This window comes from Rhodococcus sp. YH1, assembly GCF_009939605.1.
GTDB lineage: Bacteria > Actinomycetota > Actinomycetes > Mycobacteriales > Mycobacteriaceae > Rhodococcus > Rhodococcus aetherivorans.
Window position 1 is genome coordinate 40,866 of record NZ_WVTE01000266.1, and the last position, 23,127, is coordinate 63,992.

24 protein-coding genes and 2 pseudogenes are annotated in these 23,127 nt (G+C 71.4%); 16 read left to right on the forward strand and 10 right to left on the reverse strand.

Going from position 1 to position 23,127, the window contains the following annotated elements; genetic code table 11:
* Nucleotides 1-81: 81 nt before the first annotated feature.
* The 6 genes from AIIKEEIJ_RS27065 (at nucleotide 82) to AIIKEEIJ_RS27090 (ending at nucleotide 6,608) form a co-directional block, all read left to right on the forward strand.
* Nucleotides 82-372 (forward strand): helix-turn-helix transcriptional regulator, encoded by a 291-nt coding sequence (locus AIIKEEIJ_RS27065; RefSeq protein ID WP_029541869.1) that lies wholly within the window; start codon nucleotides 82-84, stop codon nucleotides 370-372.
* A 5-nt stretch (nucleotides 373-377) separates the two neighbouring features.
* Nucleotides 378-914, forward strand: a complete 537-nt coding sequence (locus tag AIIKEEIJ_RS27070) for a hypothetical protein (RefSeq protein WP_202917676.1) — start codon at nucleotides 378-380, stop codon at nucleotides 912-914.
* Nucleotides 915-946: 32 nt separating this feature from the next.
* A complete protein-coding gene (locus tag AIIKEEIJ_RS27075; protein WP_029541864.1) occupies nucleotides 947-1,837 on the forward strand; it encodes an ABC transporter ATP-binding protein in 891 nt (296 codons plus the stop codon).
* Nucleotides 1,834-3,024 (forward strand): ABC transporter permease, encoded by a 1,191-nt coding sequence (locus tag AIIKEEIJ_RS27080; protein WP_006936068.1) that lies wholly within the window; start codon nucleotides 1,834-1,836, stop codon nucleotides 3,022-3,024. The genes AIIKEEIJ_RS27075 and AIIKEEIJ_RS27080 overlap by 4 nt, the downstream gene beginning before the upstream one ends.
* Nucleotides 3,025-3,085: 61 nt before the next feature.
* On the forward strand, nucleotides 3,086-4,588 hold the full coding sequence (locus AIIKEEIJ_RS27085; RefSeq protein ID WP_029541857.1) for a carboxyl transferase domain-containing protein: 1,503 nt from the start codon (nucleotides 3,086-3,088) through the stop codon (nucleotides 4,586-4,588).
* Between the two features lie 127 nt (nucleotides 4,589-4,715).
* On the forward strand, nucleotides 4,716-6,608 hold the full coding sequence (locus AIIKEEIJ_RS27090; RefSeq protein WP_161996936.1) for an acetate--CoA ligase: 1,893 nt from the start codon (nucleotides 4,716-4,718) through the stop codon (nucleotides 6,606-6,608).
* Nucleotides 6,609-6,699: 91 nt separating this feature from the next.
* Here AIIKEEIJ_RS27090 and AIIKEEIJ_RS27095 read toward each other — a convergent pair whose 3' ends face one another.
* Together AIIKEEIJ_RS27095 and AIIKEEIJ_RS27100 are read right to left on the reverse strand one after the other, a co-directional pair.
* Entirely contained in the window at nucleotides 6,700-6,993 is a 294-nt protein-coding gene (locus AIIKEEIJ_RS27095) for a DUF3618 domain-containing protein (protein WP_161996937.1), read from the reverse strand.
* Entirely contained in the window at nucleotides 6,990-8,543 is a 1,554-nt protein-coding gene (locus tag AIIKEEIJ_RS27100) for a YhjD/YihY/BrkB family envelope integrity protein (RefSeq protein ID WP_006936072.1), read from the reverse strand. The genes AIIKEEIJ_RS27095 and AIIKEEIJ_RS27100 overlap by 4 nt, the downstream gene beginning before the upstream one ends.
* A gap of 83 nt (nucleotides 8,544-8,626) precedes the next feature.
* Between AIIKEEIJ_RS27100 and AIIKEEIJ_RS27105 the strand changes: the two genes are divergently transcribed.
* Together AIIKEEIJ_RS27105 and AIIKEEIJ_RS27110 are read left to right on the forward strand one after the other, a co-directional pair.
* Entirely contained in the window at nucleotides 8,627-9,121 is a 495-nt protein-coding gene (locus tag AIIKEEIJ_RS27105; RefSeq protein ID WP_161996938.1) for a flavin reductase, read from the forward strand.
* A 37-nt stretch (nucleotides 9,122-9,158) separates the two neighbouring features.
* Entirely contained in the window at nucleotides 9,159-9,914 is a 756-nt protein-coding gene (locus tag AIIKEEIJ_RS27110) for a pyrimidine reductase family protein (RefSeq protein WP_102799639.1), read from the forward strand.
* Here AIIKEEIJ_RS27110 and AIIKEEIJ_RS27115 read toward each other — a convergent pair.
* On the reverse strand, nucleotides 9,886-10,941 hold the full coding sequence (locus AIIKEEIJ_RS27115) for a YbdK family carboxylate-amine ligase (protein WP_161996939.1): 1,056 nt from the start codon (nucleotides 10,939-10,941) through the stop codon (nucleotides 9,886-9,888). The two genes, AIIKEEIJ_RS27110 and AIIKEEIJ_RS27115, sit on opposite strands and share 29 nt — an antisense overlap.
* A gap of 80 nt (nucleotides 10,942-11,021) precedes the next feature.
* Between AIIKEEIJ_RS27115 and AIIKEEIJ_RS27120 the strand changes: the two genes are divergently transcribed.
* Nucleotides 11,022-11,510, forward strand: coding sequence for a CinA family protein (locus AIIKEEIJ_RS27120; protein WP_006936080.1), 489 nt, complete (start codon nucleotides 11,022-11,024; stop codon nucleotides 11,508-11,510).
* Here the strand turns inward: AIIKEEIJ_RS27120 and AIIKEEIJ_RS27125 are convergent.
* Complete coding sequence (locus tag AIIKEEIJ_RS27125; RefSeq protein WP_006936082.1) at nucleotides 11,479-12,093, reverse strand: TetR/AcrR family transcriptional regulator; 615 nt, start codon at nucleotides 12,091-12,093, stop codon at nucleotides 11,479-11,481. The two genes, AIIKEEIJ_RS27120 and AIIKEEIJ_RS27125, sit on opposite strands and share 32 nt — an antisense overlap.
* Nucleotides 12,094-12,175: 82 nt before the next feature.
* Here AIIKEEIJ_RS27125 and AIIKEEIJ_RS27130 point away from each other — a divergent pair, with 82 nt between their 5' ends.
* Nucleotides 12,176-12,763 (forward strand): dihydrofolate reductase family protein, encoded by a 588-nt coding sequence (locus tag AIIKEEIJ_RS27130; protein WP_161996940.1) that lies wholly within the window; start codon nucleotides 12,176-12,178, stop codon nucleotides 12,761-12,763.
* A gap of 32 nt (nucleotides 12,764-12,795) precedes the next feature.
* Here AIIKEEIJ_RS27130 and AIIKEEIJ_RS27135 read toward each other — a convergent pair whose 3' ends face one another.
* Entirely contained in the window at nucleotides 12,796-14,595 is a 1,800-nt protein-coding gene (locus AIIKEEIJ_RS27135; protein ID WP_161996941.1) for an acyl-CoA dehydrogenase C-terminal domain-containing protein, read from the reverse strand.
* 123 nt (nucleotides 14,596-14,718) lie between these two features.
* Here AIIKEEIJ_RS27135 and AIIKEEIJ_RS27140 point away from each other — a divergent pair, with 123 nt between their 5' ends.
* From AIIKEEIJ_RS27140 to AIIKEEIJ_RS27155, 4 genes are all read left to right on the forward strand, one after another.
* Complete coding sequence (locus AIIKEEIJ_RS27140; protein ID WP_006936086.1) at nucleotides 14,719-15,354, forward strand: TetR/AcrR family transcriptional regulator; 636 nt, start codon at nucleotides 14,719-14,721, stop codon at nucleotides 15,352-15,354.
* Nucleotides 15,351-16,046, forward strand: coding sequence for a response regulator (locus AIIKEEIJ_RS27145; RefSeq protein WP_161996942.1), 696 nt, complete (start codon nucleotides 15,351-15,353; stop codon nucleotides 16,044-16,046). Before AIIKEEIJ_RS27140 ends, AIIKEEIJ_RS27145 begins: the two co-directional genes overlap by 4 nt.
* Nucleotides 16,043-17,371: an ATP-binding protein gene (locus tag AIIKEEIJ_RS27150; protein WP_161996943.1), complete on the forward strand. Its 1,329-nt coding sequence runs from the start codon at nucleotides 16,043-16,045 to the stop codon at nucleotides 17,369-17,371. The genes AIIKEEIJ_RS27145 and AIIKEEIJ_RS27150 overlap by 4 nt, the downstream gene beginning before the upstream one ends.
* 88 nt (nucleotides 17,372-17,459) lie before the next feature.
* Nucleotides 17,460-17,747: a hypothetical protein gene (locus AIIKEEIJ_RS27155; RefSeq protein ID WP_065922932.1), complete on the forward strand. Its 288-nt coding sequence runs from the start codon at nucleotides 17,460-17,462 to the stop codon at nucleotides 17,745-17,747.
* A 77-nt stretch (nucleotides 17,748-17,824) separates the two neighbouring features.
* Here the strand turns inward: AIIKEEIJ_RS27155 and AIIKEEIJ_RS33315 are convergent, their stop codons facing one another.
* The 5 genes and pseudogenes from AIIKEEIJ_RS33315 to bla form a co-directional block, all read right to left on the reverse strand.
* A complete protein-coding gene (locus AIIKEEIJ_RS33315) occupies nucleotides 17,825-18,178 on the reverse strand; it encodes an FKBP-type peptidyl-prolyl cis-trans isomerase (protein ID WP_373867492.1) in 354 nt (117 codons plus the stop codon).
* 21 nt (nucleotides 18,179-18,199) lie between these two features.
* A pseudogene (locus tag AIIKEEIJ_RS33320) lies at nucleotides 18,200-18,550 on the reverse strand (FKBP-type peptidyl-prolyl cis-trans isomerase); the annotation flags it as partial.
* 26 nt (nucleotides 18,551-18,576) lie between these two features.
* Nucleotides 18,577-19,875, reverse strand: a complete 1,299-nt coding sequence (locus tag AIIKEEIJ_RS27165; protein WP_037200579.1) for a citrate synthase — start codon at nucleotides 19,873-19,875, stop codon at nucleotides 18,577-18,579.
* A 273-nt stretch (nucleotides 19,876-20,148) separates the two neighbouring features.
* On the reverse strand, nucleotides 20,149-21,087 hold the full coding sequence (locus tag AIIKEEIJ_RS27170; protein WP_072634520.1) for an aldose 1-epimerase family protein: 939 nt from the start codon (nucleotides 21,085-21,087) through the stop codon (nucleotides 20,149-20,151).
* Between the two features lie 24 nt (nucleotides 21,088-21,111).
* Nucleotides 21,112-21,789 (reverse strand): class A beta-lactamase, encoded by a 678-nt coding sequence (bla, locus tag AIIKEEIJ_RS27175; RefSeq protein WP_238406594.1) that lies wholly within the window; start codon nucleotides 21,787-21,789, stop codon nucleotides 21,112-21,114.
* Nucleotides 21,790-21,965: 176 nt separating this feature from the next.
* On the opposite strand from bla, the pseudogene AIIKEEIJ_RS27180 reads away from it, so the two are divergent.
* Nucleotides 21,966-22,184 (forward strand): annotated as a pseudogene (locus AIIKEEIJ_RS27180) (serine hydrolase); the annotation flags it as partial.
* A gap of 22 nt (nucleotides 22,185-22,206) precedes the next feature.
* Nucleotides 22,207-23,124: an MBL fold metallo-hydrolase gene (locus AIIKEEIJ_RS27185; RefSeq protein WP_161996944.1), complete on the forward strand. Its 918-nt coding sequence runs from the start codon at nucleotides 22,207-22,209 to the stop codon at nucleotides 23,122-23,124.
* The last annotated feature ends 3 nt before the right edge of the window (nucleotides 23,125-23,127 follow it).

A 23,127-nucleotide genomic window follows, 5' to 3' on the forward strand; every position in this document is an offset into this window, starting at 1 on the left:
CGGCGCGCCGGGGTGCTGCCTGCCGCGCGGACGCGTCGACACCGCTTGACCGTTCGTTGGGTTTTTACAATACTTCGTTGTATGAGTCCGGTACGTCGGGGGGAAACCCTGCCGATCCACAACCGCATCCGCGTCCTGCGCGCGGAACGCGGGATGAGCCGCGCGCAGCTCGCGCAGCTCGTCGAGGTCAATCCCCAGACCGTCGGCGCCCTCGAGCGTGGCGACCACTACCCGAGCCTCGACCTCGCCTTCCGCATCTGCGACGTCTTCGGCCTCCCGGTCGAGGCCGTGTTCTCCCGCACCGAGTTCGGGCCGCTGTCCACCGAGGTGTACCGGATCCGCACCGCAACCGAAGGACGTGACGCACAGTGACCGAGATGCCCGTGCACAACGCCACCCTCCTCGAACGGTACGAGGCCTTCCGCACCCGGCGCTTCCTGAGGAACGAAGAAAAGTTCCGGAACATGTTGCCGCGCTGGCGCACTCGTCGACGCCGCCGAATCCTCGTCGTGGCCCTCGCCGCGACGTTCGTTCTCATGTTCACCGTGGGCGTGCTGTGCCACTTCTTCGAACGGGGACCACTGCTGTGGCTGCCGGCGTGCCTGGCGTTCTTCCCCCTCTGGATCTCGCTGCAGATCGTCTCGGGCCGGCAGGGCGACGCACCGCGCGCGGCCCTCGACGAGCGGGAGATCCAGGAACGCAACAGCGCTCGCTCGATCGCCCTGACCGTGACCCAGTCCCTGGTGATGATTCCGGTGCTCTACCTCGTCGTCGGCAGCGTGCTGACCGACGGCATGCATCCCAGGATGGCCTATGCGGGCGGGCTCATGACGCTGACCGCGACGCTGATCGGCGGTTGCCTGCCCGCGATGATCCTGGCCTGGAACAACCCCGATCCCGACGAAACCGACTGACGCAGAGAACAGCCCGAGAAGACGGAGGAAACGTGACGCTCACGATCAACGGTGTCTCGAAACGATACGGTGACGTCGTCGCGCTCGACGACGTCACCTTCGACGTGCGGCCCGGTGAGCTGTTCGGCTTCGTCGGCAGCAACGGCGCCGGGAAGACCACCACCATGCGGATCGTCCTCGGGGTGCTCGCCGCCGACTCCGGTGAGGTCCGGCTCGACGGCCGGCCCGTCGACCTCCAGGTGCGCCGCACCATCGGGTACATGCCGGAGGAACGGGGGCTGTACCCCAAGATGCAGGTCGGCGCGCAACTGTCGTATCTCGCTCGGCTGCACGGACTCTCCCGTTCCGAGGCCGATGCCGCCGTGACGCGCTGGACGAGCCGGCTGGGCATCGCCGAGCGGGTGGACGACGCCGTCGACGCGCTCTCCCTCGGTAACCAGCAGCGGGTCCAGCTCGCGGCCGCCCTGGTGCACGACCCGAGGGTGCTGGTCCTCGACGAGCCGTTCTCGGGCCTGGACCCTGTCGCCGTCGACGTCATGAGCGACGTGCTGATGGAGAAGGCCGAAACCGGTGTCCCGGTGATCTTCTCGAGCCACCAGCTCGATCTCGTGCAACGGCTCTGCCACCGTGTCGGGATCATTTCCAAGGGAACGATGCGCGCCGTCGGCACCGTCGACGAACTGCGCGGCCACGGTGAGGCCCGGCTCGAGGTGCACGCCCCACAGGCCCCCGAGGGCTGGGCCGCGGGGCTGCCCGGCGTCACCACCGTCGCGCACGGCGGCGGGCGCACCGTCCTCGTCCTCGGCAACGGCGCCGACGACCAGCAGATCCTCCGGGCCGCGCTCGCCACCGGCCCGGTGCACGAGTTCTCCGTTCGTCGGCCGACATTGACCGACCTGTTCCGAGAGGTGGTCGCCGCGTGAGCGCCCCGTTGAGTCCCGCCCGCGCCGTCGCGCTGGTGGCCCGCCGTGAGTTCCTCACCCAGATCCGCAAGAAGAGCTTCCTGATCAGCAACGCGATCATCCTGCTCGCGATCGTCGGCGGCATCGTCGCCGTGTCGCTGTTCTCCGGCGACGACGAACCCGCCACCGTCGGCGTCGTCGGCGACCCGGCCCTCGGCGCCGCCGTCACCGCCGTCGGAGAAGCCACGGGCAGCCCGGTCGACGTCACGGAGATCCCGGACGCCGGCACCGGCCGCGACCGGGTACGCGACGGCGAGCTCGACGTCGCGCTGGTCCCGGGCCCGGCGGGTTCCGTCACCGCCGTCGCCGAATCGGAGATCGACCCGGCCCTGCGCGCGACGATCGACACGGCCGTCGCGCAGCAGGCGCAGGTCGAGGCCCTCACCGCGCGCGGCGTCGACCCGTCCGCGCTGGCGGCGGACACCGCCCGCGCCACCGTGACCGTCGAGGCCCTCGACCCGCCGGACCCGGAGCAGGCGCAGCGCACCACCCTGGCGATCGCGGCGGTCGTGTTGCTCTACATGCAGATCATGATGTTCGGGATGTACGTGGCGATGGGCGTGGTCGAGGAGAAGTCGTCGCGCGTGGTGGAGCTGCTGCTGTCGACGCTGCGCCCGCTGCAGTTGCTGTGGGGCAAGATCCTCGGCATCGGTGCGGTGGGTCTGCTGCAGCTCACCGCATATGGGGTGGCCGGGGTGGGGGCCGGTCTCGCCACCGGCACACTCACCGTCACCGGCGCGGCCCTGGGCACGCTCGCCGGCACACTGGGCTGGTTCGTCCTCGGGTTCGCGTTCTTCGCGGTCCTCTACGCCGCGGCCGGCTCGATGGTGTCGCGCCAGGAGGACGTGAACGCCACCGCGTCCCCGCTGATGGTGCTCATCGTCGCGATGTTCTTCGCGGCCTTCTCGTCCGTGGACGACCCCGAGTCGACGTGGAGCACCGTGCTGAGCTGGATCCCGCCGTTCTCGGCGATCCTGATGCCGCTGCGCATCGCCTCCGGCGTGGCGACCCCGCTGCAGATCGTCGGCACGATCGTGCTGATGCTGCTCGTGACCGGCGCCCTGAGCGTGGTCGGGGCGCGGATCTACCGCCGGTCCATCCTGCGCATCGGCCGCGTGGTCACCTGGAAGGAGGCGATCGGCCGGTAGGCGCCGGTGCGTCCTTCGGGAGCCTGGAGGCGCCCGAAGGACGCACAGCTAGGGTCGTGCCATGGCCCTCAGGATCTCGGCGCAGGAGTTCATCGACAGCGTGCTCGATGCGGGCAGCTTCCACTCCTGGGACACCGCCCCCGTCGACGTGCACCCCGACGAGCAGTACCGCGCCGAGCTCGAGGCCGCGGCGGCGAAGTCCGGCGTCGACGAGTCCGTGATCACCGGCGTCGGAACCGTGCACGGCCGGCACGTCGCGGTGATCGCCTGCGAGTTCGCTTTTCTCGCCGGGTCGATCGGGGTGGCCGCGGCCGAGCGCATCGTCCTCGCCGTAGAACGCGCCACCCGCGAGAAGCTGCCGCTGCTGGCCTCCCCCACGTCCGGCGGCACCCGGATGCAGGAGGGCACCCTCGCGTTCGTGCAGATGGTCAAGATCGCGGCGGCCGTCACCGCTCACAAGGCCGCGCACCTCGGCTATCTGGTGTACCTGCGCAACCCCACCACCGGCGGGGTGTTCGCGTCGTGGGGTTCGCTCGGGCACGTCACCGCCGCCGAACCCGGCGCGCTCGTCGGCTTTCTCGGCCCCCGCGTCTACCAGGCGCTCTACCACGAGGCCTTCCCGGAGGGCGTACAGACCGCCGAGAACCTGTCCCAGAAGGGCGTGATCGACGGGGTGGTGCCGCTCGCCGGGGTCCGCCAGCTCGTGCACCGGATGCTCCGCGTGCTCACCGAGCCGACGGTCATCGATGCGTCCGCAGGTCCCGCGGTCACCTCCGCCGACGACGTGCCCGACGTGCCGGCGTGGCAGTCGGTAATGCTCTCCCGCCGGACGGAGCGTCCCGGCATCCGGCAGTTGCTGCGGCATGCCGCGGCCGCGCAGGTCCCGCTGTCCGGCACCGGGCAGGGCGAGTCCGACCGCACCGTGCTGGTCTCGCTCGCCCGGTTCCGCGGCGCGTCGTGCGTGCTGTTCGGCCAGGACCGCAGCGGGCAGTCCGCAGCGCGGACGATGGGTCCGGGCGCGCTGCGCGAGGCGCGGCGCGCGATGCGGCTGGCCGACGAACTCCGCCTTCCCCTCGTGCTGGTGATCGACACGCTCGGCGCCTCGCTGTCCAAGGAGGCCGAGGAACGCGGACTCGCGCCGGAGATCGCCCGCTGCCTGGCCGACCTGGTGACCCTGCCGACGCCCACGGTGTCGGTGCTCCTCGGGCAGGGCACCGGCGGTGGCGCGCTGGCGCTGCTGCCCGCCGACCGGGTGCTGTGCGCGCAGAACGGCTGGCTCGCCCCGCTGCCGCCCGAGGGCGCCAGCGCGATCGTGCACCGCGACACCACCCACGCCCCGCAGATGGCGGCGGCTCAGGGCATCCGCTCCCGCGACCTGCTGCGCGACGGTGTCGTCGACGGTGTGATCCCCGAGTTCCCCGATGCCGCGGAGGAGCCCACCGAGTTCGCCAAGCGTGTCGGGGCCGCCGTCGCCCGCGAACTCGGCGTGCTCGTCGGCCAGGACCCGACGCTGCGATACCGGCGGCGGCTCGAGCGCTACCGGAAGCTGGGGCTGCCCCGGTAGCCGCGTGCCCGCTCACCGACGCCGAGGCGCCGCCCGGCGCACCGGCCGAACGGGCAGTGCCTCACCCCGGGGGCTCTCGAATAGGGTGGTCAGCGTCACAGGCTGTGGTCAGAGAGGATGCGAATCGATGAGCTCGTACGCGGAGGCCTTCCGGCAGAGCGTGGAGGACCCCGAGGGGTTCTGGCTCGAGGCGGCCCGCGCCGTGGACTGGGTGAACACGCCGACGCGCGCCCTCGACGGCTCGCAGGCCCCGTCGTTCCGCTGGTTCCCCGACGGCACGCTCAACACCAGCTTCAACGCCCTCGACCGGCACGTGCAGGCCGGGCACGGCGACCGGCCCGCCCTGATCTGGGATTCGGCGATGGTCCCCGCCAAGCGCACCTACACCTACGCCGAACTGCTGGACGAGGTCGCGGCCTTCGCCGGGGTGCTGCGCGATCAGGGCGTCGTCGCCGGCGACCGCGTCGTGATCTACATGCCGATGATCCCGGAGGCCGCGATCGCGATGCTCGCGTGCGCCCGCATCGGCGCCGTGCACTCGGTGGTGTTCGGCGGTTTCGCCGCCAAGGAACTCGCCACCCGCATCGACGACGCCCGGCCGGTGCTGCTCGTCACCGCCTCCGGCGGCCTCGAGCCGGGCCGCACCGTCGAGTACCTGCCCATGGTCGAGCAGGCACTGTCGCTGTCGCAGACCCCGCCGCACACCGTGATCGTCAAGAACCGGGAGATGATCCCGGGCTCGGCCGCCGACTACAGGGCCTCCGTCGCCACGTGGTTCGACTGGGACGAACTCACCGCCGACGCGGACCCGGCCGGGCCGGTCACCGTCGCGGCCACCGACCCGCTGTACATCCTCTACACCTCCGGCACCACGGGGAAGCCGAAGGGCGTGGTGCGCGACAACGGCGGGCACGCGGTGGCGCTGACCTGGTCGATGCGCAACATCTACGACATCTCCCCCGGCGACGTGTGGTGGACCGCGTCCGACGTGGGCTGGGTCGTCGGCCACTCCTACATCGTCTACGGCCCGCTGCTGATCGGCGCGACCACCGTCATGTACGAGGGCAAGCCGGTGGGCACACCGGATGCCGGCGCGTTCTGGCGGATCATCAACGAGAACAGCGTCGTCGCGTTGTTCACCGCGCCCACCGCGATCCGCGCCGTCCGCAAGGCCGACCCCGAGGCGAAGGAGCTGGAGAACTACGACATCTCCTCCCTCCGTACGCTCTTCGCCGCGGGCGAGCGGCTCGACCCGGACACCTACGAGTGGGCGACGAAGGTACTCGACCGGCCCGTCGTCGACCACTGGTGGCAGACCGAGACCGGCTGGGCGATCGCCGCGAACCTGCGCGGCCTGGACCCCATGCCGATCAAGGCGGGCTCGCCCACCGTGCCGGTACCGGGCTACCGCGTCGACATCGTCGATGCCGAGGGCAAGCCCGTCGAAGCCGGCACCGAGGGCAACATCGTGATCGCTCTGCCGCTGCCCCCGGGCACCCTGACCGGGCTGTGGCAGGACGAGGACCGCTACCGGCGGTCGTACCTGGAGACCTTCCCGGGCTACTACCTCACCGGCGATTCCGGCTACGTCGACGAGGACGGCTACGTGTTCGTCCTCGGCCGGTCCGACGACGTCATCAACGTTGCCGGCCATCGGCTTTCGACCGGAAGCATGGAGGCCGTGGTGGCGTCGCACCCGGCCGTCGCCGAGTGCGCGGTCGTCGGCATCCGCGACGAGCTCAAGGGCCAGCGGCCGTCCGGTTACGTGGTGCTCAAGTCCGGCGTCGAGATCGACCCGGAGACGCTGCGGCAGGAACTCGTGGCGATGGTGCGCGAGCAGATCGGCGCGGTCGCCACATTCCGTGACGTGACCGTGGTGCAGGCGCTGCCGAAGACCCGCTCCGGCAAGATCCTCCGCAAGACGATGCGGCAGATCGCCGACCACGAGCAGTACACCGTGCCTTCGACGATCGAGGACCCGTCGGTGCTCGAGGCGCTCGAGCAGCAACTGCGCGGATAGCTTGCCGCTCGCAACGTCGAGAGGGAGGTTGTTGCGGAGCCCTTTCGGGCGATGCCGCAACAACCTCCCTCTCGACAAGGAGACCTCCCGCTCAGTGCTTGCGGCGGCGGCGCACCACCTTGCGCTTGCCGCGGCGGCGCGCCACCCCGCCCACGACGAGGGCCGCGACGATGCCGCCGACGACGGCCGCGACGATCTGGGGACGTTCCTGCGCTTTCACCTGGACTTCGTGCACCTTCTCCTGGGCGGCCGACTTCGCGCGGGCCGGGACGTCGACCTTGTGGGCGAGGGCCTCCACCGTCTCGGCGAGCTCGGCGCGTTGCTGCTCGACGCTGGGCACCGCGTCGGCGGCCTCGGTGTTGCGTGCTGGGTCGGGACCGGTCATCGCACATGCTCCTTCACGGTGTTCACGTCCTTGCGGATACTTTCCGCCGTCTCGCTGGGTACCGGTGGGGCCGAGTTCTTGGCCCGCGACCTGCCGACGGCGGCCAGGGTGCCGCCGACAGCCAGGACGATCAACGAGACGATCAGCGCGGCCAGCCACGGGGAGAGCACGGTGGCGAGCCCCAGGATCGCGGTCGCGATGAGGGCGCCGACGCCGAGGTAGATCAGCATCAGCCCGGCACCGGCGATGCCGACGCCGACGCCCATCCGGGTGCCCTTGGCCTTCACCTCGTCGAGGGCGTGGGTGACCTCGGTGCGCACCAGGGTCGGCACCTGGGTGGTGAGCCGCTCGATCAGTTGCGCGGTGGACAGTTCGCTGGGGTCCGTGGCACTGTGCGTGCCGCCGGGGGACGCGGTCATCGTCGAGTCCTTTCGGTGTGGTGCGACGTCTCGGTCCGATCTGTCGCCCTCCGCATCGTCGTCGGCGCCCTCGCGGGCCGACGCGGTGTGCGCAAGGCGGAGTTCACGGCCGCGGTCGATGTCCTCTTGCCGCTTCTCCTCGTTCTTCTCGATGTTGCGGGTGTCCCGCGGCGGCAGCTGCAGCGTCTCCTCCGCCTCGATGCCGGCCTGCAGCTGACGTCCACGCTCGAGCTCGGCGTCGAACTCCGCGCCGAACAGCAGCGCGAGGTTGGTGATCCACAACCACAGGAGAAACACGATCGCGCCGGCGAGGGAGCCGTAGGTCTCGTTGTAACTGCCGAAGTTGGAGACGTAGAACGCGAACGCGACCGACGCCACGATCCACGCGAGGATCGCGATGGCGGCACCCGCACTGATCCAGCGGAACTTCGGCTGCGTCACGTTCGGCGTCGCGTAGTACAGCACGGCGACGATCATGATCACCAGGATCAGGATCACGGGCCACTTCGCGATGTTCCAGACCGTCACCGCAGTCTCGCCGAGCCCGATCACGTCCCCCATCGCCCGGGCCACGGGACCGCTCACGACGAGCATGAGGGCCGTCGCGCCCATCGCGATCAGCGCGAGGGCGGTGATGAGCAGCATCCACGGCCGCAGCTTCCAGATGGGGCGTCCCTCGTCGACCTCGTAGATGCGGTTCATGGCGCGGCCGAACGCGCCGACGTAACCCGACGCCGACCACAGCGCACCGGCGATACCGACGACGAGCGCGAACCCGGCCGCCGGCGCCTGCACGAGTTGTTCGACCGGGCCGCGGAGCGTGTCCACGGCGGTGGCCGGGCCGAGATCCTCGACGATCTGCATCACCGCGTCCACGGTGCTCTGTCCCTGGCCGAACACGCCGAGCAGGGACACGACGACGAGCAGCGCCGGAAACAGGGACAGCACGGCGTAGTACGTCAGCGCGGCGGCGAGGTCGGTGCACTGATCATGACTGAACTCGCGAGCGGTCTTGCGCAGCACGAACTTCCACGACGGTTTCGTCAGGTCGGTCGGCGAGTCGGGTTTGCGAGAATCGTCCGGTCGCGGGAAGTCCTCCGCCACGTCGGGGTCGCCGTGTTTGGCCGTCATGTTGCCGCGATTACCCGTACACGGTGGGGACCAAACGCCGCAACCGGCCGGAACAGGAGGCCGGGCGGCGTAGGAATGAAGGCATGACGAGTGCACACACGGTGTTCCATTCGATCGTCGGCCGCCTGGATCAACCGGTGTTCGTCGTCACCACCCGGGTCCTCGAGGAGCGCACCGGGTGCCTGGTGGGGTTCGCCACCCAGGCCAGCATCGACCCACCCCGGTTCCTGGTGGGGCTGTCCACCTCGAACCGCACCTTCCGGGTGGCCACCGCCGCCGAGCATCTCGCCGTCCACGTACTGGGACGGGACCAACTCCCCCTGGCGCGCCTGTTCGGCGGCGAGACGGGCGACGAGGTGGACAAGTTCTCGCGATGCGCGTGGCACGACGGGCCGCACGGCCTGCCCGTCCTCGACGGCGTCCCGGCGTGGTTCGGCGGACGCGTCGTCGGCCGGGCCGCGCTGGGCGACCACGTCGGATTCCTGCTCGACCCGGACGGCGGGGAGTGCCACGGCGAACTGAACGACGTGATCCGGCACGGCGACGTCCGTGACCTCGACGCCGGGCACGCGCCCTGATTCCCCACGGCGCCGCGACGCGTGGTGTGATCGAGCGATGCGGCGCCTCGACGATCCGACCTGCCCGGCCCGTCCGCTCGACGACGACGAACTGCGGGCCCTCTACGCGTATCCGGCCGATCTGCGGTCGCCGTGGGTCCGGGTCAACTTCGTCTCCTCCCTCGACGGGGCCGTCGCCGTGGAGGGCCGCTCGGGTGGGCTCGGCACGCCGTCGGACAAGAAGGTGTTCGGGCTGCTGCGGGGCCTGGCCGACGTGATCGTCGTGGGCGCGGGCACGGCACGCGGCGAGAACTACGGCGGTGCCCGCACCAGCGCGGCGCTGCGGGAGCGGCGCCTCGAGGCGGGCCTGAGCGAGGTGCCGCCCGTCGCGGTCGTCACCGCCACATGCCACCTGGACCCCGGGTGCCGGTTGTTCACCGACACCACCGTCGCGCCGGTCGTCCTCACGTGCGAGACCGCGCCCGGGACCCGTCGTCGCTCTCTCGCCGCCGCCGGCGCGGACGTGCGGGTGATCGCCGAGCATTCGATCGACGGGCACGCGGTGCGCGACGCGCTGGTCGCGGCGGGCTGGACCCGCGCGCTGTGCGAGGGCGGGCCGCGGCTGTTCGGTCAGCTGATCGCCGACGGCGTGGTCGACGACCTGTGCCTCACGCTGGCGCCGCTGCTCGCCGCAGGTCCGGAGGGACGCATCGCCACCGCCCCGCAGACGGCGGTGACGTCGATGCGGCCCGCCCACGTCCTCGCCGACGACGACGGCACGGTCCTCACCCGGTGGATACGCGGGGAGCGGTGACGGGGCGGGGCCCCGCCAGGAGCTTCTGCACCACGTCGAGATCGCCGTGCGCCCGCAGCGTCGGCGCGACGCGGTCCAGCAGGCGGGCGAGCATGTCCCGGGCCGGGATCCGGGTGCCGGTGTGCACGTCCACCGCCGGGCCGTCGAGACCGTACCGGGCGGCGCTCCACACCGCCGCCGCACCGAGGTCCGGCTCGACCGGCCGCACCTCGACGCCACGGCGCAGATCGTCGAGAGCGGCGCCGACCAGGCCCCGGCCCAGGGCCGCCTGCAGGACCGTGCCGTCGACCGTTGGGGCGGTGTCGGCCGCGCGGATCTCCACCGTCGGCACGTGGACCGACGGCCGGGCGAGCCAGAACGTCATCCGGGAGTCGAGCAGCACCCCGGCGTCGACCAGGCGGGCGACGAGAGCGGCGGCGTGCTGCGCCGAACGCAGGTACGGGGGCAGACCGAAGCCGGGAAACCGGCTCTGCTGCACGATGCGCCAGCTCGCGTAGCCCGTGTCGCGGCCGCCGTGCCGCGGGGAGTTGGCGCCGAGCGCGACGAGCGTGGGCAGCCACGGGGTCAGATGATTCACCACGGCGGCCGCGGTGTCGCGGTCGGCGACGCCGACGTGCACGTGGCAGCCGCAGGCGTGGTAGTCGTCGACCAGCGCGCGGTACCGCTCGGCGATGGCGGCCCGCCGACCCGCCGCGACGAGGGTGCCGGGTCCGGCGTCGGACTCGGGGACCCCGACGGCGGCGACCCGCAGCCCGCATCGGCGGGCTGCGGCGTCGAGGGCGGAGCGGGACGAGGTCAGCCGGGTCCGCAGCTCCGCGAGGGTCCGGCACACCCCGCCCACGGCCTCGATCTGGGTCGGGTGCAGTTCGCCGACGAACGTCACCCCGGGTACCCCCGGAAGCCGGCCGCACATCGCGTCGAACCCCGGCGCGGGGTGACCCGTCGCCGGGTCGACGAGGAGGAATTCCTCCTCCACGCCCATGGTGACGCCGTCGCCCGGCGCCGCGCCGGAGGTTTCGGGGTTCATGGTTGCGGGCTACCCGTTGCCGCCGGCGGCGACACGCCGGCCGGTAGAGTCCGGACAGCATCCGGCGGAAGGAGTTCCCCATGCCCGACGACGTTCCCGAAGGATCCGCACGGTCCAGCGCGACGGCAGAGCGGATCGGCGAGCTCGCCGCCGACCGCGATCTGACCGTCGCGTGCGCGGAGTCGCTCACCTCCGGCGCCCTGGCCGCCCGGCTGGGCGCCGCGCCGGGCAGCGCAGGGTGGTTCCGGGGCGGCATCGTCGCCTATTCCCGGGCCGTGAAGCACTCGCTGCTGCGGGTGCCGGAGGGCCCGGTGGTCTGCGAGGCGGCGGCGCGCGCCATGGCCGAGTCGACGGTCGAACTGCTCGGCGCCGACCTCGCGGTGGCGGTGACCGGGGCGGGCGGCCCGGACAGCCAGGACGGGCAGGAGCCGGGCACGGTGTGGTTCGCCGTGGCCGGCCGCGGGCCGACGCACGCCGAGGAGAAGTTCTTCCCGGGCGAGCCCGAGGACGTGCTGGCCGAGACGGTCTTTCACGCGCTCACTCTGCTCGCGGACCGCGCGGCGAGCTGAGCGGGCCGGTGCCCGCCCGGCCGAGCAGCCGGGTGACGAGTTCGGTGACGAGTTCGTCGGGTGTGGCGTCGGCACCGATGGAGGTGGTGAGCAGGTCCAGCAGCAGCCCGTCGATCGCGTAGTGCAGCAGGGCGACCTCGAGCGCGGTGGCGGGTAACTGTGCGGCGTCGTTGAATTCGACGTCGAGCCGGTAGTTGCGGGAGAGCGTCGCGCCGAGCACCTCGGCGAGTCCCGGGCTTCTGCGGGACTCGAGGCGCAGTTCCATCAGGGCGACGGTCAGGTCCGGCTGGGCGGTGGTGCGCTCGACGAGGTATCGCATGTAGTCGATGTAGAGGTCGACGCTCGGGGTCCGGCCGGCGAGCGCCTCGAGCCGGTCCGGATCGGGGGCGAGCCGCTCGAAGATGCGCGCACCGAGGGCGCCGAGCAGTTCGTCCCGCGTCGGAAAGTAGTTCGCGCAGGTGCCCAGGGGCACTCCTGCCTCCCGGTCGACGGCGCGGTGGGTCAGCTTGCGGGCGCCGTCCGCGCCGAGCACGCGCAGGCCGGCATCCGCGAGCTGTGCTCGGCGCTCCGGATTCGCTGCCATGAAAAAACTCTAGCATCGACCACAACACCTGTTGTAGTTTGACCACCACAGGTGTTGTAGTCGACGATCCGAGGAGCCCTTCGTGCGAAAACTGACCTACTACGTCGCGACCACGCTCGACGGCTTCGTCGCCGACCCGGCCGGCGGGTTCGACTTCTTCCCGGTCGAGGGCGACCACATGGGATACCTCCTGCGGGAGTTTCCGGAGACGTTTCCGGTCCACGCCCGCGGACCCCTCGGAATCGAGGGACCACCGAAGCACTTCGACGCCGTCGTGATGGGCCGGCGCACGTGGGAGCCCGCCCGCGACGCCGGGCTGACGAGCGCGTACCCGCACCTGCGGCAGTACGTGTTCACCACGACGATGACCCAGGCGCCGGACGAGACGGTCACGCTCGTGGCCACCGATCCGCTCGAGTACGTGCGCGACCTCAAACGCCAGGAGGGACTGGGAATCTGGCTGTGCGGCGGGGGCTCGCTCGCCGGGGCGCTGTTGCCCGAGATCGACGAACTGGTGCTGAAGGTGAACCCGATCGTCGTCGGCGACGGAATCCCGTTGTTCCGCCGCGGGTTCGAGCCGCACCGCTTCACCCGGCTCGAGACGAAGACCTTCGACAGCGGCGTCACGGTGTGCCGCTTCGCGTCCGGTGTGTCCTTTGGGCGGCCCTGACCGCCCAAAGGACACACCGGCGGCGCAGCCGCCTAGAGCCAGGCGGGATCGGTGTCGAGCGTGGTCCGGTCCAGGCTGTCGAGCAGGTCGAACTGCGGACCCGTCTTCGGCAGTTCGAACGCGAAGAAGTACCGGGCGGCGGCACGCTTGCCGTCGTAGAAGCCGCCCTCCCGGGTCCCGGCCGCGAGGAGCTGTTCGAGCCACATCCACGAGACGATCACATGCCCGACGGCCTCGAGGTAGACCGACGAATTCGCCAGCGCCACCTCGGGATCGCCGGTCGACCACAGCCGGGCGGTGGTCGCCGCGACACGCGTCACCGCCGCCTGCAGCTGCCCGGCGTAGCGGGCCGCGTCGCCCCCGGCGTCGACGGCCCGCGCGACGGTCCGCCCGATCGTCTCGCCGAGCAGCGCCAGCCCCGCCCCGCCCTGCATGACCACCTTGCGCCCGAGCAGGTCCAGCCCCTGGATGCCGTGCGTACCCTCGTGAATGGGGTTGAGACGGTTGTCCCGGTAGAACTGCTCGACGTCGAATTCGCGGGTGTAGCCGTAGCCGCCGTGCACCTGGATCGCCAGGCTGTTCGCCTCCAGGCACCACTGCGACGGCCAGGACTTCGCGACGGGGGTGAGCATGTCGAGCAGCAGCCCGGCGCGGGCGCGGGCCTCCTCGTCCTCGGCGGTCTGCTGCTCGTCGACGAGCGTCGAGCAGTACAGCCCCAGCGCCAGCGCGCCCTCGACGTAGGCCTTCTGCGCGAGCAGCATCCGGCGCACGTCGGCATGCTCGATCAGCGGCACGGGCGGCGACGACGGGTCCTTGTCCCCGAGGGGGCGGCCCTGGGTGCGGGTGCGGGCGTACTCGAGGGACTGCAGGTAGCCGGCGTAGCCGAGCGACGTGGCGAGGAACCCGACGCCGATGCGGGCCTCGTTCATCATGTGGAACATGTACGCCAGGCCCTTGTGCGGCTCGCCGAGCAGGTAGCCGACGGCGCCGGCGCGACCGCCGGGGGTGAAGGTGCCGTCGCCGAAGTTCAGCAGCGTGTTGGTGGTGCCGCGGTTGCCCATCTTGTGGTTGAGACCGACGAGGGCGACGTCGTTGCGCTCGCCGAGCTGCCCGTCCCCGCCGACGAGGATCTTCGGGACGATGAACAGCGAGATGCCCTTGACCCCCGCCGGACCACCGGGAATCTTCGCGAGCACGAGATGGACGATGTTCTCGGACAGCTCGTGGTCGCCGCCGGAGATCCACATCTTGGTGCCGGTGAGCCGGTAGCTGCCGTCGTCCTGCGGAACGGCCTTGGTGGTGATGTCCGCCAACGACGATCCGGCCTGCGGCTCGGACAGGCACATGGTGCCGAAGAACCGGCCCTCGAGCAGGGACGGCACGTACGTGGCGATCTGCTCCTCGCTGCCGTGGGTGGCGATGAGGTTGGCGTTGCCGACGGTGAGGAACGGGTAGGACGAGGTGCCGGCGTTCGCGGCCTGGAACCAGGCCATCGCCGCACGCAGCACGGTGACCGGCAGCTGCATGCCGCCGAGTTCTTCGTCGAACGAGGACCCGATGAGCCCGGCCTTGGCGAACAGCTCCAGCGCCGCCTTGACCTCGGGGATGATCTCGACCTTGCCGTCGTCGCCGATCCGCGGCTCCTGGGCATCCGCCTTCTTGTTGTGCGGCGCGAAGTGCTTGGTGGCCATGTCCGCACTGAGGTCGAGGACGGCGTCGAACGTCTCCCGTGAGTGCTCGGCGAACCGCGTCCGCGCGGTGAGGGACTCGACGTTCAGCCACTCGTAGAGCAGGAAGTCGAGGTCACGCCGGGACAGGACGGGAGCGGGCATGGAGTTTCCTTTCACAGTGCCACTGATTCACTCAGCGGCCACAGATTCACTAAGCGCTCACTTAGTACAGCAACGACGGTGCATGATGTCAACGGACCAGCACGGCGACGGAGAGAACCCAGCATGATCGACACGCCCATCACCGACCGGGACGACCTCACCGGCATCTTCACCGAGGTCGAATCCGACGTCGCGCGTCGTCTCATCGGCTCGGCCGTGGAGTCCTTCGCCCGTCGCGGCTACCACGCCACCACCACCCGTGACATCTCCGTCGGCGCAGGCCTGAGCCCGGCCGCACTGTACGTGCACTTCAAGTCCAAGGAAGAGGTGCTGTTCGAGGCCAGCCGCATCGGGCACCAGCACGTCCTCGACGCCGTCGTCGCCGCGGCCGCCTCCGCCACCGAGCCGGCCGACCGGATGCGCGCGATCGTGGACGGCTTCGTGCGCACCCACGCCGTGCACCACACCGTCTGCCGGGTGGCGCAGTACGAACTGCACGCCCTCACCCCGGAGCACTACCGGACGATCGCCGCGATCCGCCGCGACACCGACGCCGTGATCCGCGCCGAGATCGAGAACGGCATCGCGGCCGGGGTGTTCACCGTCCGCGACGTGCCGACCACCGCCCTGGCGATCCTGTCCCTCGGCATCGACGTCGCTCGCTGGTACCAGCCGGGCCGTATCGACGTCGACACGCTCGCGGGCAACTACGTCGAGCTCGTCCTCGGCATGCTCGGCGCGGGCACAATGCAGGGGTGACCGAGCCAGCCACCGTCCTCGTCGTCGACGACGACGAAGACGTCCTCGCCTCCCTGCAGCGCGGGTTGCGCCTGTCGGGGTTCGACGTGCTCACCGCCGCGAGCGGCACCCAGGCGCTCGACGTCGTCGCCCGGCACCGCCCCGATGCGATGGTGCTCGACATGAACATGCCGGTCCTCGACGGCACCGGCGTGGTCACCGCCCTGCGCGTCGGCGGTCACGACATCCCGATCTGCGTGCTCAGCGCGCGCAGCACCGTCGACGACCGCATCGCCGGGCTCGAGTGCGGCGCCGACGACTACCTGACGAAGCCGTTCGTGCTCGCCGAGCTCGTCGCGCGGATCCGGGCGATGCTGCGGCGCAGCGTGCCGGGCGCTCCCGGCGCCGGCTCCATCGTCCGGGTCGGCGGGCTCGAACTCGACACCGCGGGCCGCCGGGTGCGCATCGACGGCAGCGACGTGGAGCTGACCAAGCGCGAGTTCGAACTGCTCGAGGTGCTCGCCCGCAACGCGGGCATCGTCCTGAGCCGCGACCGCCTGCTGACCCTGGTGTGGGGCTACGACTTCGACGCAGACACCAACGTCGTCGACGTGTTCGTCGGCTACCTGCGCCGCAAGCTCGAGGCCGGCGGGCGGCCACGGCTGGTGCACACCGTGCGCGGGGTGGGCTTCGTGTTGCGGGATCAGGCGTGACACACCGTTTCTCGCTGCGTGCACGGGTCGCCGCGGCCACGGCGCTCGGCACCACGCTCGTCGTCGCGGTCCTGGGCGTGCTCGTCGCGCTGGCAATCACCCGGAACAACCTCGCGCAGCTCGACCGCCGCCTCGAGACGGCGACACAGGTGCTGGTCGCCAACGCCGGCACCGCCGGTCTGTTCCTGCCCGCCCTGGGCGACGCCGGCGCCTTCGCCGTCACCATCCGCACCGAGTCCGGGCGGTTGCTCAGCAGCACCCCGACCGAACTGCCGGTCCTCTCCCCCGGCGCCCACACCGTCGACCTCGGCGGCACCGCCTACCGGACGTACACCGCGCCGACCGACCGGGTGCCCTCGCTCCTGTCCGTCGCCGTGCCCTACGCCGAGGCGCAGGACATCACGACCGAGCAGCACCGTCAGCTCGCCGTCGCCGGTGCGATCGCCGTCGCGGTCGCCACGGCCCTCGGCTGGGTGTTCGGCGGGCGGGCCGTGCGTCCCCTGGTGGATCTCACGCGCCGGATCGCGGCCCGCGAACCGACGCTCGCGCCGCGGCGCTCCGGCATCCGCGAGGCCGACGAGCTCGCCGCCGCGGCCGGCGACATGCTCAGCGACGTCGCCCGCGCCCAGGCCGCCACCGACGCCGCCCTCGCCACGGCGCGGGACTTCGCGGCTGCCGCCGCCCACGAGCTGCGGACCCCGCTGACCGCCATGCGCACCGACCTCGAGGTGCTCTCCACCCTGGACGCGACCGGCGACGTCCTGAGCGTCGAGGAGCGCACCCAGATCCTCGCCGACCTCACCCGGACGCAGAGCCGCGTCGAGTCCACTCTCGACGACCTCGAGCGGCTCGCCCGCGGCGACCTGTCCACCTCCCGGGACTTCGTGCCCACCGACCCGGTGGAGATCTGTGACGTCGCGGCCGCCGATGCGATGAGCCGGCATCCCGGCGTGCAGATCGAGGTGGTCGGCGAGACGGGACGCGAGATCCGGGCGCTGCCGAGCGGACTGCGGCTCGTCGTCGACAACGCCGTGGCGAACTCGGTGCGGCACGGCCACGCCCGCCGGATCCGGCTGGCGGTCACCGCCGACGGCACCGACACCGTGCTCACCGTCGACGACGACGGCCGCGGGGTGCCTGCCGACGAGCGCGGCGTGGTGTTCGAGCGGTTCCGCCGGGGCAGCGGCGCCGCCAGGGGCGGCTCCGGGCTGGGGCTGGCGCTGGTGGCGCAGCAGGCGGCGCTGCACGGCGGCGCGGCGCGGCTGGAGGCGAGCCCGCTCGGCGGGGCCCGGCTGACGGTGCGGCTCGCCGGATCGGCGGGGTGAACGTTTTCCACCCCTCGGGTCACTACGACGCGGGACGGGGCGGGCGCAGGATCGTAGGCAGCCCCTCCACCGATCCCAGGAGATCCGAATGTCGAAGAGCCGCAAGCTGATCGTCACCGCCGCCCTGATCGTCCTGCCGGTCCTCGGCGGTGCCGGGACCGCAGCCGCGTCCTCGGACCACCGCGACGACCACGACCGCCGCGACCGTCACGACCGCGGTTGCGCCATCACGCATTTCGACAGGAACGGCAACTTCCAGCGCACCGAGTTCCGCAACCACGGCTCCCGGTTCGACGGGCGGATCTGCCGCAGCGACGACCAGTGGCACTTCCTCGACAGCGGCGACATCGCCCCCACCCCCTTCGTCCGGCACTGACTCCCGCGGGAATCCCCCGCATGCGACGGAGCCCCGCATCGCGACAGGCGATGCGGGGCTCCGGCCGTGGGCGGGACCTACTCGGTGCCGAGGAGGTCGATGACGAAGACCAGGGTCTTGCCGCCGAGCGGGTGCCCGGACCCGGCCGGGCCGTAGGCGAGCTGCGGGGGCACCGTCAGCTTGCGGCGACCGCCGATCTTCATGCCGGGGATGCCCTCCTGCCAGCCGGGGATGAGCCGGCCGAGCGGGAACTTGACGGACTCGCCGCGGGCGAACGAGGAGTCGAACACCTCGTTCGTGTCGTACTCGACGCCGTGGTAGTGCACGTCGACGACCGACCCGGGCTGCGCCTCGGTCCCGTCCCCGACGGTGATGTCCTCGATCACGAGCTCGGCGGGAGCCGGGCCGGTCGCCGGCTCGATCTCCGGCACCTCGGGCTTGGCCTCCACCCCGAGCAGGTCGATGACGAAGACCAGGGTCTTGCCGGCGAGACGGTGACCCGAGCCGGCCGGGCCGTACGCCATCTCCGGCGGGATCGTCAGCTGCCGGCGGCCACCGACGCGCATGCCGGGGATGCCCTCCTGCCAGCCGGCGATCAGGCCGCTGAGCGGGAAGGTGATGGATTCGCCGCGGCTCCACGACGAGTCGAACTCCTCGCCGGAGTCGAACTCGACGCCGACGTAGTGGACCTCGACCTTGGCTCCGGGCGTCGCCTCGGCGCCCTCGCCGACGGTGAGGTCCTTGACCACCAGGCCGGTCGGGGCGGGACCCTCCTGGAACTCGATCTCGGGCTTGCTGCTCATGTATCGGTCTTCCGGTAGGGGACGGGTCAGCGTGCGTCGATGCTGTTGTAGTCGCGCTCGGTGTAACCGGTGTAGATCTGCCGCGGGCGGCCGATCTTCAGCGTCGGGTCGGAGTGCATCTCGCGCCAGTGCGCGATCCAGCCCGGCAGGCGGCCGAGTGCGAACAGCACCGTGAACATGCGGGTCGGGAAGCCCATCGCCCGGTAGATCAGACCGGTGTAGAAGTCGACGTTCGGGTACAGCTTGCGCTCGATGAAGTAGTCGTCGGTGAGCGCGGCATCCTCGAGGGCCTGCGCGATCTGCAGCAGGTCGTCGTCGCCCCCCAGCTTGGCGAGCAGGCTGTCGGCGGTCTTCTTCACGATCGCCGCCCGCGGATCGTAGTTGCGGTAGACGCGGTGTCCGAAGCCCATGAGCTTGACGCCGTCTTCCTTGTTCTTGACCTTGCGGACGAACTCCTTGACGTCGCCCCCGCTGGTCTTGATCTCGTTGAGCATCTCGAGCACGGCCTGGTTGGCGCCACCGTGCAGCGGGCCCCACAGCGCGTTGATGCCGCCGGAGATCGAGGTGAACAGGTTGGCGTCGGAGGAACCGACGAGCCGCACCGTGGAGGTCGAGCAGTTCTGCTCGTGGTCGGCATGCAGGATCAGCAGCATGTCGAGGGCCTGGGCGATCTCGGGATCGACCTGGTACGGCTCCGCCGGGAAGCCGAAGGTCATGCGCAGGAAGTTCTCGACCAGGTTCAGCGAGTTGTCCGGGTACAGGAACGGCTGACCGACGGACTTCTTGTAGGCGTAGGCCGCGATGGTCGGCAGCTTGGCCATCAGCCGGATGGTGGACAGCTCCACCTGCTCCGGGTCGTCGGGATCGAGCGCGTCCTGGTAGTACGCCGACAGGGCGTTGACGGCGCTGGAGACGACGGGCATCGGGTGCGCGTTGCGCGGGAAGCCGTCGAAGAAGCGCTTGAGATCCTCGTGCAGCAGCGTGTGCCGGCGGATCTTGTCGGTGAAGACCTCGAGCTGCTCCGCGGTGGGCAGCTCACCGTAGATCAGCAGGTAGCTGACCTCGATGAACGTGGACTTTTCCGCCAGCTGCTCGATGGGGTATCCGCGGTACCGCAGGATGCCCTTCTCCCCGTCGATGAAGGTGATGGCCGACGTGGTGGAGGCGGTGTTGACGAAACCGGGGTCAAGGGTGGTGTACCCGGTCTCCGCAAGGAGCTTGCCCAGCTCGATGCCGTCGTTGCCTTCCGTCGCCTTGGCGATAGACATTGTGTGCTCGCCACCGGGGTAGCTGAGGGTGGGTCGGGTGTCATTCTCAGCGGGCACGAAGGATCCCTCTCAAGCTCAGATCAACGCGATTCTTCCGAACATTCACGTAGAACCTAGCCCTTGCGCAGGCCATGTGCCCAGGGAGGGTCCGTCGAAGGTCCCGGATCGCGCCGGATCGGCGGTGTGCCACGACGGCACCGAAACCGTCGGTCGCGCCCCCCGCAACGGCGCTCACCTGCGTCGATATTGCATATCACGTTCCCTGCGCCGTCGCGGTGAGCGCCCGTCGGCGTGTCCGCACCGCCGGTGCACCGGCGGTGCGGGAACCGGTCACGCGGCCGGCAGGGCGGTCAGGCCCCACCGGCCCGTCCACGTCTCCCCGGGCTGCAGCACGACGAGATCGATGCCGAGATTGAAGGCGTCCGGCGGACACGTCATCGGCTCGAGCGCCAGGGCGCGCCCCCGCCCCGGATATTCGAGCTCGGGGACGGCACCGGCGGTGAACACCTGCAGCCAGGCGAACTCGCGCCCGGCCCACAGTTGCACGCCCCTGCCGTCCGGGCCCCGCAGGTCGTGCCGGGCCCGGCCGTCCACGTCCACGTCCAGCGCGCTGTAGGGGGCCTCGAGCTCGACCCCGCGCAGCGGCCGCGGCGCGGTGAAGTCGAACTCGGTGCCCTCGACCGGCTGGGAGTACGCGTTCGGCAGTCCGCGCCCGGGGTCGAGCGGCAGCCGGGTGCCGGCGGCCAGGCGCAGCGTGCACTCGTCGAGCGGGGCGTCGCCCGCACGCACGTACGGATGCACACCGAGCCCGAACGGCGAGTGGTAGCCGCCCACGTTGGTGGCGGTGTGCGTGACGGTGAGTCCGTCGTCGCCCACCTCGTGGGTCGCGGTGAGCCGCAGCTGGTACGGCCACCCCTTGTGCAGGCCCACATCCAGCGCCTGCTCGGTGCGAGAATCGTTGTGGGAAACCAGAACCCAGTCTCGATGCCAGGCGAACCCGTGAACCGCGTTGCCGCGTTCGGGTTCGGTGAGCGCGAGCTGATGCTCGATGCCGTCGAAGTAGAAGTGCCCGTCCCGGATGCGGTTCGGCCACGGGGCGAGCACCGTGCCGGAGCGCAGCGGGGGCCGCTCGTTCTCCGGCCAGCTCTCCGTCAGCCGGTACGGCCCGGTCGCCGATTCGTGCTCGAGCACCCGCAGGGCCGCCCCCGAGCTGGAGACCTCCGCGCGGTACCCGCCCCCTCGGATCCGGTAGTTCTTCGGATCGGACATGGGCCCAGTGTCCCGCGGACGGACTCAGCGGGTCAGGGATTCGACGATCACGGCTGTGGCCTCGGCGATCGCGGCGTTGTCGTGCGCGGCGTCCGGCAACCCGGTGACCGAGTCGCTGAGGAGCACGAGCACGAGCGGCGAACCGTCCGGGGACCACAGCACCCCGGCGTCGTTCACGGTGCCGTACCGGCCGGCCCCGGATTTGTCGGCCGCGGTCCAGCCGGCCGGCAGCCCCGCCCGGATGCGCTGCCCGGAGGTGACACTCGCCCGCATCCAGCCCGTCAGGGTCTGCTGTCCCGCCGCGGGCAGGCCGGACCCGAGCAGCAGCTCCCGGTAGCCGCGCGCGAGACCGGACGCGGTGGAGGTGTCGCGCACGTCGCCGGGCTCGGCGCTGTTGAGCTCGGGCTCCCAGCGGTCGAGGGTCGTGGCGGTGTCGCCGAGCGACCGGGCGAAGGCGGTCACGGCGGTGGGCCCGCCCAGCCGCCGCAGCAGGAGGTTGCCGGCGGTGTTGTCGCTGCGGGTCAGGGCGGCGTCGCACAGTTGCGCCAGCGTCAGGGTCCTGCCCTGCGCCTCGGAGGTGACGGGCGAGATCTCGACGATGTCCGCAGGATCGACCGGAACCGTGTCGTCGAGCCGCAGACTGCCCTGCGATTCGAGCCGCAGGATCGCGGCGGCCGCGTACACCTTGAACGTCGAGCACATCGCGAACCGGTCGTCGGCCCGGCGGGGCGTACGTCAGCCCGCGCCCCGGATCGTGGGCGAGCACGCCGAGCCGGACCCGGCGACGCTCCTCGAGGTCGGCGAGCACCGCGTCGAGCGGGGCGAACCGAGCGCCGGCATCCGGCCCCGGCGGCGGCACCGTCGCCTCGGTGCGCGCGCCGCACCGCGGCGTGTCGGTGGCGGGCAAGACCGGCACCGTCGGCGTGATCCGCAACGAGGTCGCCGTCGTCGAGTTCCCGCACGAACAGCCCGTCGCGGTGGCGGTCTTCACCCGGGCCGCGCGCGTGGACCCGGTACTGCCGGTCGTCGACGCCGCGATCGCCGAGGCCGCCCGCATCGCGGTCACCGAGCTGCGTCGTCCGGCGCCGCACGAGTGATTCCCGCGCCTACGATGACCGGATGCGACTGCGCCTCGGCCGCCCGGACCTCGCCGCCTACGCCGACCGGTTCGACGTCCCCGCAGCGACGGCGGCGTCCCGCCCGGCCGTGACGTTCCTCGGCGTTTCCACCCTGCTCGTCGACGACGGCACCGACGCGCTGCTCACCGACGGCTTCTTCACCCGGCCGGGCCTCGGCGCCGTCGCGCTGGGCCGGCTCGCACCCGACCCGGCCCGGATCGACGCGTGCCTGGCCCGCGCCGGCGCGTCCCGGCTCGCGGCCGTGCTGCCCGTCCACAGCCACTTCGATCACGTGCTCGATTCCGCGGTCGTCGCCGAGCGGACGGGTGCGGTGCTCGTCGGCGGCGAGTCCACCGCGAACGTCGGGCGCGGGCACGGCCTTCCACCGGAGCGGATCGTCGTCGCCACCCCCGGTGAGCCGCTGCGGTTCGGTGGGTTCACCGTCACCCTCGTCGCGTCGGAGCACTGTCCGCCCGACCGGTACCCGGGCACGATCGACGCGCCCGTGGTCCCGCCCGCACGGGCTGCGGCGTATCGGTGCGGCGAGGCGTGGTCGACGTTCGTCGCGCACGCCGACGGCCGTACCCTGCTGATCCAGGGCAGTGCTGGATTCCGGCCCCAGGCGCTGGCCGGCCGGCGCGCCGACGTCGTCTATCTCGGCGTCGGTCAACTCGGCGTGCAGAGCGAGGAGTACATCCGCACCTACTGGGCGGAGACCGTCGGCACGGTCGGCGCGCGGCGGGCGGTGCTCGTGCACTGGGACGACTTCTTCCGCCCGCTCGACCGGCCGCTGCGCGCGCTGCCCTACGCCGGCGACGATCTCGACGTCACCATGCGGGTCCTCGGCGGGCTCGCCGAGCGCGACGGCGTACGCCTGCACCTGCCGCAGGTGTGGCGGCGCGAGGATCCCTGGAGGTAACCG